This is a genomic window from Pseudomonas sp. NPDC085632 (assembly GCF_044541255.1).
In the GTDB taxonomy this organism is placed as follows: Bacteria; Pseudomonadota; Gammaproteobacteria; order Pseudomonadales; family Pseudomonadaceae; genus Aquipseudomonas.
The window spans coordinates 32,722-47,346 of the sequence record NZ_JBITSX010000037.1; the positions used below are offsets into that span (position 1 = coordinate 32,722).

Here is a 14,625-nt window from a genome sequence, read left to right on the forward strand (position 1 = left end):
CCACAGCCGGACGCAGATCCGGATGTACGTTTTGAAGGCTGGCAAGGCTTACCAAAAATAGGCCAAGCCAGTCCCCGAGAAGCCGGCCACAAGCCGGCTTTTTAATGCCTGAAATAAACCCGTCCCACGTTATTCGCACAGGTATCCGTCCACCGCCGCCATCGAAAAAACGATTTGCATGCCGTCATTTCCGATGACATCAATAGGCATCCGGCGCCAAGGGGCATCGATGAGCAAACTTACCCGTTGTCTGAGCCTGTTTATTGGCGCGAGCCTGTCCTTTCTGGCGAAGGCAGCCCCGGTGCAGTTCACCGATTACCGTGCTTTTTACGAGTCGCTGGGCAGCAACTTGTTTACGGGGCCCGGAATTGAACTGACCATGCCCTGCTCGGAATCACCGAGGCATTGCCTTTGGGTCAATGCCATGCGGCCAGCGTTTGAACGTTATGACCAGGCGCAGTGGAGCGCCCCCGAAGACCTGGCTCTCAGCCCGCCCAAAGGCATACCCGAGATTGTCTTCGATGGCGTGGCCCTGACGATTGGGGAGCAGCGTTGGCTGCTGCGCGACGCCAGCAACTTCGCGCCACCGGCATGGCGCACAAATGATCCCGTCGACCCGGAAAATCTGGCGTCGGCCACGGTCTGGCGCCATGGCACCTCGACGTGCGTCGAGATGCAGTATGTGAGCAGTGGCCGCGGTGTTCGCTACACTCATGTGTTGTTGGTACACGAGCAACACCTTTACGCACTACCGCCGCTGTTTGCGTCCTGTGCAGGCATTCGCAGGGCGCCGCAGAACCAGTTCAGTTATCCGGACAACTCCTATCTGGGTCCAGAGCTGGAAAACAACCCTCTCGGTCTGAAAATGGATTATCGGCTGTCCGATGGTAAAACGCCGGTTGCGCAGTACCTGTTGCACTTCCCGGACCCGGGGAACCCCTACGTATTTGAGGCGCACCGTCAATAAGCGGCCGCGTGCAGATATGTAATGACCTTGCCGCAGCACAAAGGTCATCATGGGCGGGGATCAAAGGGAAAGGTCAGGCAGTCACCCCTGTTCCTAGCGACCAACGGGGTAACTTTCAAGGAAGAAATGCACGATGACTCACGCAGTTCTGGCAAAGAAATTCTGTATCGCCCCATTGCTCCCCCTGGCCAGCATCAGCCTGCGCGCCGACGATGACGGCAAGGCCTGCTTGCGTCGCAAACGCAAAAACCGCACTCATCTCAATCCTGCTTGCCTGCTTATCGTCGGTTTTTTCCTGACCAGCCCGCTGGCTCGCGCGGCTGAACAACCGCTGACGCTCAGCCGTTGCTTTGCCAGTCCGACCTCCGCCGTCACGCCCTATACCTCGGCCAACGAAGCGACAGCCATGCCCGTGGATGCCCGTTACCGCGCGCCAGCCACTTCGCCCCGTCTGGACACTCTCGATGTGCTCGCCGTCGGCATAAGTCTCGACGTATTCCGGCAAGGTCAGGTCTGGAAAGCCTTGCAGGAGCAGAATACAAAACACGCCGAATCCCAGCACGCTGGCAGCATCCTGCCGACTGATCCAGGAAAATATCCGGTGGATAGCGACGACAAGGACATGGCCTACGACAAGCGCAAGGCTGATGCGCTGGAACTGGGTTTACGCGACTTCGTGGAGAAATGGCCCATCCCGACCATCACGGTCGTGCGTGGCTGGAATCCTGATACACCGAGCCTGCGCTTCTCTGCAGAAAGAACCCGAAAAATGCTCTCAGGCATGGTCAACGCTTACCGCACGGAAGCGGGCCTGCACTGGCATCGCGTGCGCAATCTGCAAGACGGCATTGTCTGCAACGACACCCCAGAAGATCTGTTGGAAGAGTTGTTCCGGTTGTTCGAGCAAAACCCCGACCTCCCCGCCGTACTGATCTACAACGTGGAGGGCTTCAGCATGTCGTTTGCCCTCTCGGCAAAAAAAGCGCCGCTGATTGGTGGACCCGGGCCGCGTAAGCCCGGTGAACTCACCGACTCGATGGTCGCCATGGTCGTCGGCCGCCCCGAGCGCGTCGAATGGCTGCGTTACTACGCTCAGTTTGCCAGGATCAACGAGAACAGAATCGATCCGGAGTTCAACGGTTGGGGAGTGCGCAAACCCGCCGTGGCATTTCAGCCCTCGCCGTTCATTCCTCAACCCTGGACCCAGCGTGCGTTCGAGCAATGGGATGCGCTGCCGGTACTGGCCAGGCTACATCGGCCGGTCAGCGTGTCGCTGCGGCGGCCGGATAATGGTGAATCGCTGAAGCGTGAGGCCATGACGCTGAAACTGGCCGCTGGCTGGAAAGAGGCCACGGCCGGGCTCGCGCAAAAGCCCACCCGGCTGTTCTTCGACAGTGGCTCGAACGCCACGGCAATGGCGCAGCTGTTGCCGGCGCTCAACGCAGCACACAGTTCGCTGAACCTGCTCGATTCGCGCGCGGGTTACGACCTGACTCAGCGCTTGGGTGACACTGGCTCGGCTTCACCTTTTGTCGGGCTCACGCTCGCGACGATGGCCAGCTACTTGAATGCCGACACCAGCGTGGTCATGCCGATGCGGCGTCAGGATCAGGCAATGATCATCGCCGTAACCTCCCCGACACCCGGAAAGAAACCGGTGGGCAACGAGCACTTCAGCGTCACCTTGATGCCATCCTCCGCCAGTCCCTATTCAGCCCCGTGAACCGCGGATACGGCGTGAGCCTTTAGGCGGTTCCGCTGTGTCATTCGGCAACCGACACTTGCCAATTGCAATGGCTCGGTGCTAAATCCCGCCCTGTCACCGCCCTCTGTTTTTACCCGCATCCCCGACCCCGGCCGGATTCCGGTATTGAGCCTCACGGGAATCCATGGAATGGCCCTGCATATCCCGACCCTGCTGGTCGTTTCAGTCTTCGTCTTCTTTTTGATGGGGCTTTTGACGCTGCACGCCTGGTATCGCGAAACCCGCGAGCCGCCACTGGCGTACCTCGGCAGCATGATGCTGCTTGGCGCCTTGGGCGTGGTATTGGTCAGTTGGCGTGATCGAGGGGTCGACTTCATTCCCATTGTGTTCGGCAATGTTGTTCTATTGCTCAGTGCAGCGATGAACTGGACGGCCATGCGTACGCTGGTCGGGCGCAAGCCGTCAGTGTCCGGCATTCTGGCAGGGGCGTTCGCCTGGCTGACCTTGTGCCTGATTCCCGCCTTCTACGAGTCGATGCCCAATCGGGTTCTGATCTACTCCTTGCTGGCATTCGGTTACGGCGTGCTGACCACGCTGGAGCTCTGGCGCAGCCGCCACACCCTGGACGTCGCGTTTATGCCGGCGCTGGTGCTGACCGTTTTGCACACGGTGTTCTACGCCGTTCGCAGTGCGACCGATGAAGGGCTGCCGGTGACAAAGGCGCTTCTGGGCAGTGGCGAGGGCGTGCCGTTTTTCTCGTTCATGCTGTTCGAGTCGATGCTGTATGTCATCGGCATTGCCTACATCACGCTGGCGATGGTCAAGGAGCGTGCAGAGCTCAAGCTCAAAGCGGCGGCGTTCAGCGATCCGCTGACGGGCATTGGCAATCGTCGCGCGTTCATGATGAACGCCGGGCAGTTGCTTGCCGAAAGTCAGCAATACGGGGAACCGGCAGCGTTGTTGCTGTGCGACCTGGATAACTTCAAGCGTCTGAATGACACCTTTGGCCATCCCGTTGGGGATCAGGCGTTGATTGCGTTTGGCCGGATCATGGTCGAGAGCCTGCGCAAGGAAGATGTTTGCGGGCGGATCGGCGGTGAGGAATTTGCTTGTTTGCTCAACGATTGCGATGAACAGACTGCACTGGAAATTGCCGAACGGATCCGTCGTTCGTTCTCGCAATTGTCGATTCTTGAGCCCGGATTGCTTAGTGTCAGTATCGGCGTGGTGACCACCCGTGAATCCGGTCATGACCTGTCACGCCTGCTCTCGGAAGCTGATCAGGCGCTGTACGGCGCCAAGGATCAGGGGCGCAACCGCGTGCAGACGTTGCGTTCGATGTACCTGAGCCTTACCGATAATTGATGCTCAACAAACGACCATTTCAATAAGCCATTAGCACATCCGCCCTAATTGCCCCTATCGGCACCCGCCACTAAATTTCCATTCTGTTTTTGTGCTTCACAAAAGCGCCAAGGAATGGAGCAGCACCATGTCACCGTTTTTCAACCTGAGTAAATCCCTCGCTCTACTGACTGCACTCTTGACGGCTACTTCAGTGTCAGCAGAAGAACCGAACCCCGTCGGCGACTGGTGGATCATTTACGGCAGCGGCGTCCCGCACAAAAACATCATGTATGTGGCCGACAAAACTTCAGTAGTGCCGTCGACACTTACCAAGGGCGCGCAGATGTTGGCGGTGACGCTGGTGTATGAAGAGCCGGGCAAGCCAATGATCGATGCCTACAACCTGGAAGTTCAGTGCAAGACCAACAAGCTGCGGTTTGTTAATGGCCAGTCGGTGGATCGAATTGCCTACATGCTGCGGCACCTGAAAGTGAACGAACAATGGCAGCAGCCGAAGGAGTTCTGGGTGCAGCGTGCCCTTGCTTTTGTTTGCTCTGCGGAGAAAAAAGACATGATTGCCGTGGGCAGGATGGAGCACTTGCAGATGATTCAGGGCATGCAGCAAATGTTCTTCAAACTGGCACCTATTCAGGAAAAAGGCCAGATGATGGACAACCTCGATTCGATACTGGGCAACAAGTAACAGCCTGACGGCTTAACGCTGCAGCGCGCTATTTCGTATCGCACATGACATCGGGAGTCATGATGAATCAATGGACTAAAACGTTACTGACGCTGCTGATGACAGCCACAGTATCAATGGTGAATGGCTGCCACCTGATTGCACAGTCGCGCTGGGAAGGACGGGATGTTCAGGAAGCACTCGATCTGTTCGGCAAACCCGACTCAATGAAAAAACAGACCGCTGCCAACGGCGAAAATCTGGCCGTCCTGACTTGGTTCAAGTCCTCAAGTTGGACCACCACTGAAGCGGCCGGTACTTCCATGAATCACACCGGCAACGGCATGGTGTACACCGAGTACTACGATACGGTCGGCCATAGCTCTGATTGCAAACTGGAAGCCACCGTCAATAAAGCCAAAAAGATCGTACTGTTCAGGATCGAGGACGGAAAAATCATTCATGGCAAATGCATCAACGTTCCGTTCGTACCCGGTTACATTCCGCCCGGTTTCTAATGTTGCTCCTGAACAAGTAACGGCTCACGGATAACTGAACGACTTCACCAACGTCAGCTCCCCCACCGCACGCATCGGGATCAGGAACGTCTCCATCTTCTCGCTTGGTGTCCCCTCCTCGGTAATCACCGTCACCTGCGCCGTGGTCAGCGGCTGCACCGCCTCATCGCCGCCATCCTCATCCCCGCGATAGCCACCGCCGTAGTAATTCACATACACCAGATACTGGCCCTTGATCGGCGCCGGCATGGCGAAAATTTCCGGGCCGTAACCGGTGGTGACATCGACGTCGAGCGCGGCGCCGTTGGCGGCGGTGCGGTTGCCGTACCAGATGTGCGCGCCGTCGGGGGTGACGAGGTGCAGGTCGAGGTCAGTGCCGTCGCTGTCCCATGCCAGCAACACGCGCAGTTTGGCAGGGGTGGCGCCGCCGCTGGTGTTGAGGAATTGCGTGCGGTGGCGTTGCTGGCCGTCGGGGCTGCGCACTTCGACGCTGTTACTGCCGTTGGGGAAGGAAAACGGGCGGTCGAAGCGGCCACTGTCGTCGATTTTCAGCGGCATGCTCACGCCGTTGACGATCAGCCGACCGGGTTCGTTGTCCTTCCGCGCAGCTTTGATCTCGCCGCTGATGCGCGCGGTGTTGGCCTGGCCGACCGGGGTGTTGACCGACGAGGCCGGGTAGTTGACGGTCTGGCGGAAACTTTCGCCCTCGCCTTCCGGTGCGCCGCTGCGCCAGCCGCCGACCGGGGTGTCGAGCTTGACGCTGTCAGCGGCGATGGCCGGCGAGAGCGCGGTCAACGTGCAAAGCAGCAGCAAGACCTGTGGATAACGAAGTGTCATGGTCTATTCCAGCAAAAGGTGACGGGCAAGCCCTTCGATGTAGGTTTCATCCTGGCCATTGGGGTGTGCTTCAAAGGCCAGGTGCAGATATTCGTGGGTCAGGTCGAGGCGATCCTGCAGGGTCAGCACGCCGCGCACGTAGATGCGTTGGCGTTCGCGGTCGACGAAGGGCCTGCCGAAGGCGAGTTTGCACACGGCGAATGTGCTGACTTCGTTGTAGCCGGTTTCGCTTTCCAGCTTCGGACGCCAGCCGCGTCGCTGTTTCTGCAACCAGTCTTGCGCGGCGGGCAGCGCTTCGCAGGAAGCGACCGGGTTGTCCCAACGACTGAGGCTGGCGCGCGGATAAGCGTGCAGCAGAATCGCGTCGTAACGTTGACCGGCATTGGCTTGCTCGACGGCTTGTTGCCAGGCGAGTTTGTCCGGGCCGGGTTGATCGGAGTGATAGGTGACGGTGCTGCCGGCCAGCACGAGGTCGGCCGTCCACGCAGCGATGCTGCGTGATTCGGAGGAGGCCGGGCGCGGCGCCACGCGTTGGCGATTGCTGCTGTCGTCGATGCTCAGACAGTCGCCGTTGCGTGTGGCGTTTTGCAGCAGATAAGTGCGGATCGCTACGGCCAAAGCCTTGGCCGCTTCGGCGGGTTCGGGTTTGGCTTCACGTTCCAGCACGCGGGCGACGTATTCTTCGCGATCAAGCCTTGCGACGAGTTTGTCGTTGAGCAGAAACAGTTCGCCGTCGCTGTGGATATCCAGCGCGTTGCCGTTGGCGAATTCGACGCGGTAATCGCCTTGCAATGGGCCGGAAGCCATGACCTGCTCACCGGTCAAAACCCGTGAAACCCGATAGCGCGAGAACAATCCGACTTCAACACAACGCCCCGCTTCCGCCGGCCATGCCGCTGGCAACACCGTCGCCAGTGCCTGACCGTAATGGCGCAAAACCATCTGACTGGTGCCGCGGCCTCCTGCCCAGACCGGCGAGCCATCAGCTGTCCAGCCAGCAAAACCACCCTGCCGAGACTGCGGATCCTGATCGCCAAGCCAGCTCCAGGTTTTCACCCGCAGACGCCCGCCCAGTTCACCGACGACATTGCCGTCCGCCGCGTTCAGCACCACGTCGAGCAGCACTCGACGGGCCTGAGCCTGCGCTGGCAAAGCAGCCAGGACCCTTAGCAACTCAACCACGGAAACCCGTTGAGCCGGTTGCACCGACGGCAAATCCAGCAACCACGACGGCGCTTGTCGCGCCTGCCAATAGTTTCTCCAATCAGCCGTCGCAATACCCAGCCGCGCAGGCTCGAAATACAACCCGCAGGATTTCACCAACGCCTGATCACGCTCGATCCTGCCGCCCGCCGAGCAGCAATAAACCTCTTCCTTCGACTGTCCGCGACATTCATAGGCCGCTTCCCGCGCGCCGCTGTCCACCAGCCACGCGTAAACAAACAACTTCCACAGACTGCCTAGCGGCGTGTCCAGCGACGATGGCAACGGTTCACGGGCGATCAGTTGCGTCTGACTCAACGACAACAACTCGCCCTTGTACGCCACGCGCAACGGCTCATCCTGCGCCGTCGCCAGCGCAGGAATTACACACATCAGCAGCCATAGCAGCGGCCGGCTCATGTCAGTTGACCGTGACCTGACCGAGGGCGGCTTTCGCTTCCTGGGCCTGATGCTGCGGCGCGTAGACCTGCTTGAAACGCACCGGTGGCAGGTTGAACTGGCCTTTCTGCGAGAAGCGCACCAAGTGGCGCAGGCGCAATTCGCCGCTCAGTGCATCGACCGGCACCGCGTAGGCCAACTGGCCCGGTTCGAAACGCGCCTTCTCCAGCGCAGTCGGTTCGGTGCCGTCCTTGCCCTGCAACTTGATGCCCCACGTCGTGCGCTCGACATCGGCGCCCGGTGGCAGCGGCACTTCGAGCATGCCGTAGCGCAGTGGTTTCGGTGCTTTGCTGGTAAGGATCACTTCGTCCAGATACAGGCTGTCGCTGGACAGCGGTTTGGTGCCGATCGGCTCCAGTTTGAAGGTGAACGCTTCGTCGCCCGGCACCAGTCGCGACAGGCGACGGGTGATGGTCACGGCCATCGGATCGACCGCAGGTTGCTGGGTCTGGAAGCTGAGCGCCGCGCGCAGCGGACGCTCTTGTGTGCCAGATACGGTCAGCACGCTCGGCACCGGAGTGGCGCCTTGCCAGGTCCAGTACATCTCACCGGTTGCACTGTAGTTTTTCTTCCAGCCTTCACCCGGCATCAGCGCGATGGTTGGCGACGCCTGGGCGATGCTGCGTTGCAGCCAGGTCAGCGCCAACGCACGTTCGAGGGTTGATTGCTGTGGCAGCAGACGTTGCAGTAACGCTTGCGCACGGGCCTGATCGAACGCTTGCAGCGACAGGTTCAAGGCTTCGGCAAACGGCTGCGAACTGACCGACAGCCGCTGTTGCGCAGCGCCCACCTGACGATTGAACGCTTCCGGCAAGGAGACCTTCGACTGCGTGGCCAGCGCTGCGGTCAGTACCCGCGCCGCTGCCAGACCGAGCGCCGAATCCGGATCACTCATTACCAGGCTGTCTTCGCCGTCGTCCATCAGCGTCTCGGCGTTACCCTCACCCGCCTTGGCCAGATCCTCCATCAAACCGCTGAGCAACGTGTTCACCGGCAAATGCATCTGCTTGGCGAACGACAGAATCAGCGCCCGTTGCAGCAACGGCGTGTTCGGCGCTTGCTTGGCGTACACCTCCAGCACCCGCTGCCAGTGCTCCGGTGGCAAGGTCAGCTCCAACACTTGGCTGGCATTCCAGTCGGCGTAATAGGCGTAGGCGGTGAGGAACGCATCCGGCTCACCGTCGTAACCCCACCAGGTAAAACTTGCCGATGGCCCGGCCATTTGCACCAGACGCAGACGGCTGTTCTGCATGATCAGGCGCAAGCGATCGCGTATCTGCGGGTTCGACGCCAGCGATGGATAGGCGATGCTCAGTGGCAGCAAACGACTGGCCGTCTGTTCAACGCCGCCGTACGGATAGCTGAGCAGATCATCGAGCGCCGAACGGAACAGCGCTTGTGGACTGTCATCCAGACGCAGGCGAATGTCCGTGGCGTCGGCCGGCAGGCTCAACGGTGTGTCGCCACTGGCGACATCAAGGCTTTGCGTCTGCGTCACTTGCCAGCCGTCACCGGTTGCACTTAAGTGCACCGCGAGGGAGTCGGCGGTTTTGCCGTCCTGCACCAACTCCGCCGTCCACTCGCCGGAAGCCAGGGCGAACGCCGGCAGCGGCAGGTAGTTGATGCCGTTGTTCAAGGTCACCGGCAGGCGTTGTTCGGCGCCAGCGTAGTGCGTGACCAGTTCAGCCTTGACCGGTTTCTCGGCCTGACTGAAGGCGAACACGCCGAGTTGCGGCTGATCGCCTTTGCGGAATTTGCTCGGGCCGCTCCACTTCAGGTATAGCGGTTTTTCCGAGCGAACGAACTGTTTCTTCTGCCCGACCTGACCGTCATCGGCGATGGCACGAGCAGTGATGCGCCAGCGGGTCAAAGAGTCCGGCATCTTGAAGGTAAAGCGGGTCTTGCCGTCGGCACCGGTCAACAACTCCGGTTGCCACGCAGCGGTATCAACGTCTTCCCGACGCGGTCGCTCCAGCACTTTAACTCCGCGCTCACTGCGGTTGGCTTTGCCCGGCGCGCCGGGGCTGCCCGGCAACGCGACGTCGTAACTGATGAACGACAGACTCGCACTGGTGCGCACGTTGTTGCGGCGCGGGTGATAGAAGAACTGGTCGATGGTCGGCGCGACTTCCGGTTGCAGCGCATAGACCATTTCGTCAACAACACTGACCGTCAGATGCGCCGGAACCGCTTTGCCGGCGAACTGCGTGGTCAGGTCAACCGTGACCGTGTCGCCCGGCAGATACACCGATTTGTCGGTGCTGATCGCTACGTCGATTTGCGGCGCGACCACTTTGATCCCGGCGTTCTGAAAGCTGTACTGACCGCCCTTGGTGTAGAGCACGGAGAAGGTCAGGTTCGGCGCAAAGTTGTCCTTCACCGGGATGCGCGCGCGATATTGGGTGTCGCTGAGTTTTTCCAGTTTCAACCAGTCGCCACCCTTGGCCAGCAGCGCGGTGGCTTCGACCTTGTCGCGTTCAAGCGACAGCAGAGCATCGCTGACCGGCTCAGGGAAAGTGATCAGCGCCAGCGCTTCATCACCAGCCTTGTACTCAGCTTTGTCGAGGACGATTTCCACGGTGCCCGGCACCGCTTTGACGCCGTCGCCGGTGACCGAATGCCCGGTGGCACCGAGCACGCGACCGTGTTGATCTTTCAAGGTCAGGTTGTAGGTGCCCGGACGTTCGAAAGCGAGACTGAAACCTTTATCCGTCGCCGCCAGTTTGCCTTCGCCGGTGCTCTGGTCTTCCAGACGCACCCAGCCATACGTGCTCGGCGTCACTGCTTTGCTTTGCTCGGTGCCGCCCTCGTTGGCGTAGCTGAACGCAACCTTGTCGCCGACCGCGCTGAAGCGTTGCGGCGCGCTCAGACGGAAGCTCGCGGCGCCACGGTCGATGAGGATTTCCTTGGTGGTCTTGACCCGATACGCCGCGCCATCGCTGGCGAACACGGTGAGCATGTAGCGGCTCGGCTTGTCGGCGGCCGGCAGGTCGAGGCTCGCGTTGCCTTTGCTGTCGGTGGTCAGTTCGGTGCTGGTCAGTTCCACCGGGAATTGCCCGAGGTATTGCAGCTCGTTATCGACCATCGACAGTTGCTGGGCACGCAGGCTCAGGGTCAGTTTGGCGTTGGCCACCGGTTTGCCGTCCGGATACAGCAGCACCAGACTGCCCTTCACCGGCTCGCCGGTGCGGTAATCCTGTTTGCCCAGGTTCAGCGAAATCTCGAAGTGCGGCTTGATGTATTCCGCCACACGGAAGGCGCTGCTGTAGGCCTGATCCTTGTAGTTGAAACGGATCTCGTAACCACCCGCTACCGCGTTGTCCGGCAGCTGGAAACGGCCCTGAGTGCCGGCCTTCGAGTCGAGTTTCAGGTCAAGGTGTTGCAGCTCGATACCGGTCGCATCGAGCACGCTGACCGTGACGTCCGCCGCCCCCGGCAACACCGAATCCCGCGCATTCTTGAACTCGCGGCCGACGATTTTCAGTGACACCCAATCGCCCGGGCGATACAGCGGCCGGTCGGTGAAGGCATAGAGTTTGGTGTCGTAGATTTCGCTGTCGTAGTAGAAGTTTTCCGAGACGAATACACCGCCCTCTTCGTCCTCGCCAATCACGAACGAACGCTCCGGGCTGACGTGTTTCAGGCGCAGCAAACCGTCGGCGTCAGTGGCGCCACTGCTCATCACGCCGAGGCCATCGGTCCACAGCACGTTGACCTTGGGCACCGAGCTGCCTTCGTGTTTGCGTGCGGCCCAGACCAGCAATTCATCGCCGGCAATTTTGCTCACCGCGACGGTGTTGGAAACGAAGACCATGGTGGTCGCGCGGTACTTGCCGATCAGCGCTTCGACCAGATACAGGCCCGGCTTCAGCTTGCCTAACGGGATATAGACGTTGCCCGGCGCAACGCTGACGAAATCGCTGGAAGACCCGGCCAGATTGACCCCGGCCGGCGGCTCAATCGGCTTGGCTTGCCACAGTGGATAACGGAACTGGCTGACCACCGGCAGACCCGGAATCAGCGCAAATTGCGGCTGCGCGTCGTACGGCGTCGGCGCGACCATGGCGTTGCCCATCTTCAGTTCCGGCACTTCCTCGGTGACCTGTTTGCGCGATTCATAGGAGAACGCGCGCTGCATCACCCGACGGGATTTGCGATACCAGTTGTCCCACAGGTACGCGAGGGTGTTGGACAGGCCTTCGCCCTTGAACTGACCGTCACTGACCACGCGGTGCAGGTTCTTCTGACGCTTGAGGAAGTCCAGCGGCTTGTCGATGCGGTACACACGAATGTCCGCGCCGCCATACGGTTCCATGCGGAAACGACGGTAGTCACGTCCCGGCGCTTCGAGGCGCACCATTGCCTGCTCGTCTGCCGCGAAACTACTGTCGGCGAGGAGGAAAAAGCTCTCACCGGACACCGGCGTATAACCGCTCGGCTCGACCGAATCTTCGGCGTTAACGGTCGCCAATGGCAGCAACAGCGCCAGCAGCAAAGGAATTCGCGAGCAGATACGCAACATGCGGGCACCGGTCATTGGGAGAGAAAGTTCAGTCGATAGACGCCGATGAAGTTGGGGTTGGCTGCGTCGGGTATCCATCGGGTGTCCTTCCATGTCATGAGTTGCTGCAGGCTTGCCGAACGCATGCCGTTGTCAGTGGGGGTAGTGGTGCCGGTGTGATAGGCGATGTAGCGGCCCATCCAGATCATCAGGTGCTGGTCGTCGCCCTGATCGAAAAACATCAAGTCACCGGGCCGCGCCTGCGAGACGTCGCGGCTGACCAGATGGCTGTTGAACTGAATCAGTTTGATCGCGTTGACGTACGGCCCGACCTTGCCGCCGCCCTGTTGCCATTGCTGGGCGAGCTTGCGTTGCTCGTCGCTGAGCGACAGCTCCGGCGGCAGATAACGATTGGACAGGCCATTGCTGCGCAGCCATTTGTCATCGTGGACTTTCAGCGCTTCGTTGGCGGCAAAGCGCACCAGCCCGGCACAGTCCTGCTGATACCAACGCGGGCTCGGGCCTTGGCTCAGTTGCTCTTGGGCGATACGCACGAACCAGGCGCGAAACACCTGGGATTGCGCAGGGTCCAGCGCCGGCGCTTCAACGGCGCGGGCGCCTGCACTGAGTAACAGCGCAAGCAGGCCGAGGCTGCGGATCAGTGCGGTCACAGCGCTTTCCATTCCAGCGGCAACCACTGCCAGTGGCCGTCGGGCTCGCTGCCTTCAGGCAAGGTCAGCGCGTATTTGCCATAGCCGCCGAGGGTGCGCAGTTTCGGAATCAGGTAGGTTTGCGCGGCGTTGTAGAACACCGGCTCCATGTCCTGCGGCAGGCTGTCGAGGGTTTCCTGCTGCATCAGTTGCGCCATCGAATCCGGGCCGAAGTAGATCGGCATCAGCACGCCTTTGGGCAGTACGTCGGCCATCGGCGGGAAGCGTTTGTCGAGGGTGCCGAGGGCCTTGTCGACGAGCTTGTCGTCGAGGGAAAACAGCAGCGTCGAACCGTGACGGGCGAGGCTGACCTTCATGAACGCCTTGCCAGAAATCGCGTCCGGGTTTTCCGCCGTCTTCGCCGCATACGGGCCGAAGTTGGAACTGACCTGACGCTGCCAGACGTGGTTTTGGCCTTCCTGCTTCTCGACCACCGGGAAGACGTTTTCGTCGGCGTTGGCCTCGAACGCACCGACCATCGACCCGAACAGCTTGCCGAGGTCGCCATCAAGCTTGCTGCTGTCCTCGTCTTTCAGACTGGCCACCAGCAACGGGGTGTACAAACGCGAATCGGCGTACCAGCACAGGCCTGCCGCGCCGGCCACATGTTCGGTGAGGGTCTGCGCCACGGCCTCTTCGGCACCAAGTTTTACCAACAGCGGTTTTTGCGGTTCGGCCGCGACCGGCAGGGTTACGCAGGCACTGGCGCCGAGTGGCATGGCTTGCCAGACCGGTTTGAAATCGAAGTCGGGCTGGTTTTCCAGCTCGTCCATGGCGAGGTAGCTGTGCCAGCCCTTGTCGTCCATGTCGAAGCGCAGCCCGGCGAAGTTCGGGATGAAGCGCTGATAACCCATGGCCAGAACACTGGAATTGACCGACAGACGCTGCTTGGTTTCCGCGGTTTTCGCCGGCAGACCGAACGCCTCAGGAAAGAGTTTTTCGCCATTGAGCAGCGCCGCCAGCGCTTGTGGGGAGACGTGACCGGACTCTTCAGACACGCCGCTTTCCGGGTCGTAGTACTTGGCGGGATTGGACAGCACCACCAGTTTGTCGCCGTGGGAGGCGAACAACAGGGCTTTGCTGGCGTTATAGGTCAGTTGGTACAGCGGTACAGTATCGCCGCCGACTTTGAGTTCGCCCATCTGGCTGAGCTGCGTGTCATCCAGCGCGACTTTCGCCAGCGGCTCGAGCAGTTTCGCCAGCCCACCACGATCCATCACCAGCAGGAAATCCTTCAGGCGACCATCCGCGCCTCGCCACAACGCCACGTCAGCCGGCTGATCGAAAAGCTGTTCGATCAGGCTGTCCTGCAACTTCAGATCATGCTCGTAGATGATCCGGCGCAGGCTGCCGATCAAGCCGAGGCGATCCGCGTGAGTCTCGTAATAGAAGACGAAATCTTCGGTCAGCGTGGCCTTTAGGAACGGCACAGTCAGCAGGTCCTTTGGCAACTGGCTCAGGGAGCGAGTCTCCAGCAACGCATCCGGACGGCTCAGGCCAAGCTTGTCACTCGCCAGTTCCGCCGGCGGCGCCTTGGGCTTGAGCAGCAGCCAGCCAAAACCTCCCGCCACGCCGGCCACCAGGCACAACCCGGCCAGCAGCAAAGGCCAGCGCCGCGAAGGTTTGGCCGCTGGCGTGTCGGCAGCCGAAGTCACAGTGTTATCGCTCATCTTCTCGCTCATTTCCCAAAGCTCAG

At 60.5% G+C, this 14,625-nt stretch carries 9 protein-coding genes and 1 pseudogene; 5 read left to right on the forward strand and 5 right to left on the reverse strand.

Annotation, left to right across the window (positions count from 1 at the left end; all coding sequences use genetic code 11):
- Positions 1–229: 229 nt before the first annotated feature.
- From ACIF4X_RS20800 to ACIF4X_RS20820, 5 genes and pseudogenes are all read left to right on the forward strand, one after another.
- On the forward strand, positions 230–967 hold the full coding sequence (locus tag ACIF4X_RS20800) for a hypothetical protein (RefSeq protein WP_397483552.1): 738 nt from the start codon (positions 230–232) through the stop codon (positions 965–967).
- 133 nt (positions 968–1,100) lie between these two features.
- A pseudogene (locus ACIF4X_RS20805) lies at positions 1,101–2,672 on the forward strand (DUF2875 family protein); the annotation flags it as partial.
- Between the two features lie 189 nt (positions 2,673–2,861).
- Positions 2,862–4,037, forward strand: a complete 1,176-nt coding sequence (locus ACIF4X_RS20810) for a GGDEF domain-containing protein (RefSeq protein ID WP_397483553.1) — start codon at positions 2,862–2,864, stop codon at positions 4,035–4,037.
- A gap of 127 nt (positions 4,038–4,164) precedes the next feature.
- A complete protein-coding gene (locus tag ACIF4X_RS20815) occupies positions 4,165–4,722 on the forward strand; it encodes a hypothetical protein (RefSeq protein ID WP_397483554.1) in 558 nt (185 codons plus the stop codon).
- A 62-nt stretch (positions 4,723–4,784) separates the two neighbouring features.
- Positions 4,785–5,219: a hypothetical protein gene (locus ACIF4X_RS20820; RefSeq protein WP_397483555.1), complete on the forward strand. Its 435-nt coding sequence runs from the start codon at positions 4,785–4,787 to the stop codon at positions 5,217–5,219.
- Positions 5,220–5,243: 24 nt separating this feature from the next.
- Here ACIF4X_RS20820 and ACIF4X_RS20825 read toward each other — a convergent pair whose 3' ends face one another.
- From ACIF4X_RS20825 to ACIF4X_RS20845, 5 genes are read right to left on the reverse strand one after another with little or no spacing between them, the layout of a single operon-like run.
- Positions 5,244–6,056: a YfaP family protein gene (locus tag ACIF4X_RS20825; protein WP_397483556.1), complete on the reverse strand. Its 813-nt coding sequence runs from the start codon at positions 6,054–6,056 to the stop codon at positions 5,244–5,246.
- Positions 6,057–6,059: 3 nt separating this feature from the next.
- Positions 6,060–7,679 carry a DUF2300 domain-containing protein gene (locus ACIF4X_RS20830; protein WP_397483557.1) on the reverse strand — a complete coding sequence of 540 codons (1,620 nt, stop codon included), beginning with the start codon at positions 7,677–7,679 and terminating at the stop codon, positions 6,060–6,062.
- Position 7,680: 1 nt separating this feature from the next.
- Positions 7,681–12,255, reverse strand: coding sequence for an alpha-2-macroglobulin family protein (locus ACIF4X_RS20835; protein ID WP_397483558.1), 4,575 nt, complete (start codon positions 12,253–12,255; stop codon positions 7,681–7,683).
- Complete coding sequence (locus tag ACIF4X_RS20840; RefSeq protein ID WP_034153738.1) at positions 12,252–12,902, reverse strand: DUF1175 domain-containing protein; 651 nt, start codon at positions 12,900–12,902, stop codon at positions 12,252–12,254. Before ACIF4X_RS20840 ends, ACIF4X_RS20835 begins: the two co-directional genes overlap by 4 nt.
- Complete coding sequence (locus ACIF4X_RS20845) at positions 12,887–14,599, reverse strand: DUF2138 domain-containing protein (protein WP_397483559.1); 1,713 nt, start codon at positions 14,597–14,599, stop codon at positions 12,887–12,889. The genes ACIF4X_RS20840 and ACIF4X_RS20845 overlap by 16 nt, the downstream gene beginning before the upstream one ends.
- Positions 14,600–14,625 lie beyond the last annotated feature (26 nt).

Coding starts and splice junctions, on each gene's coding strand:
- ACIF4X_RS20800 (WP_397483552.1), top strand. CDS start 230: ATGAGCAAACTTACCCGTTGTCTGAGCCTGTTTATTGGCGCGAGCCTG.
- ACIF4X_RS20810 (WP_397483553.1), top strand. CDS start 2,862: ATGGCCCTGCATATCCCGACCCTGCTGGTCGTTTCAGTCTTCGTCTTC.
- ACIF4X_RS20815 (WP_397483554.1), top strand. CDS start 4,165: ATGTCACCGTTTTTCAACCTGAGTAAATCCCTCGCTCTACTGACTGCA.
- ACIF4X_RS20820 (WP_397483555.1), top strand. CDS start 4,785: ATGAATCAATGGACTAAAACGTTACTGACGCTGCTGATGACAGCCACA.
- ACIF4X_RS20825 (WP_397483556.1), bottom strand. CDS start 6,056: ATGACACTTCGTTATCCACAGGTCTTGCTGCTGCTTTGCACGTTGACC.
- ACIF4X_RS20830 (WP_397483557.1), bottom strand. CDS start 7,679: ATGAGCCGGCCGCTGCTATGGCTGCTGATGTGTGTAATTCCTGCGCTG.
- ACIF4X_RS20835 (WP_397483558.1), bottom strand. CDS start 12,255: ATGACCGGTGCCCGCATGTTGCGTATCTGCTCGCGAATTCCTTTGCTG.
- ACIF4X_RS20840 (WP_034153738.1), bottom strand. CDS start 12,902: ATGGAAAGCGCTGTGACCGCACTGATCCGCAGCCTCGGCCTGCTTGCG.
- ACIF4X_RS20845 (WP_397483559.1), bottom strand. CDS start 14,599: ATGAGCGATAACACTGTGACTTCGGCTGCCGACACGCCAGCGGCCAAA.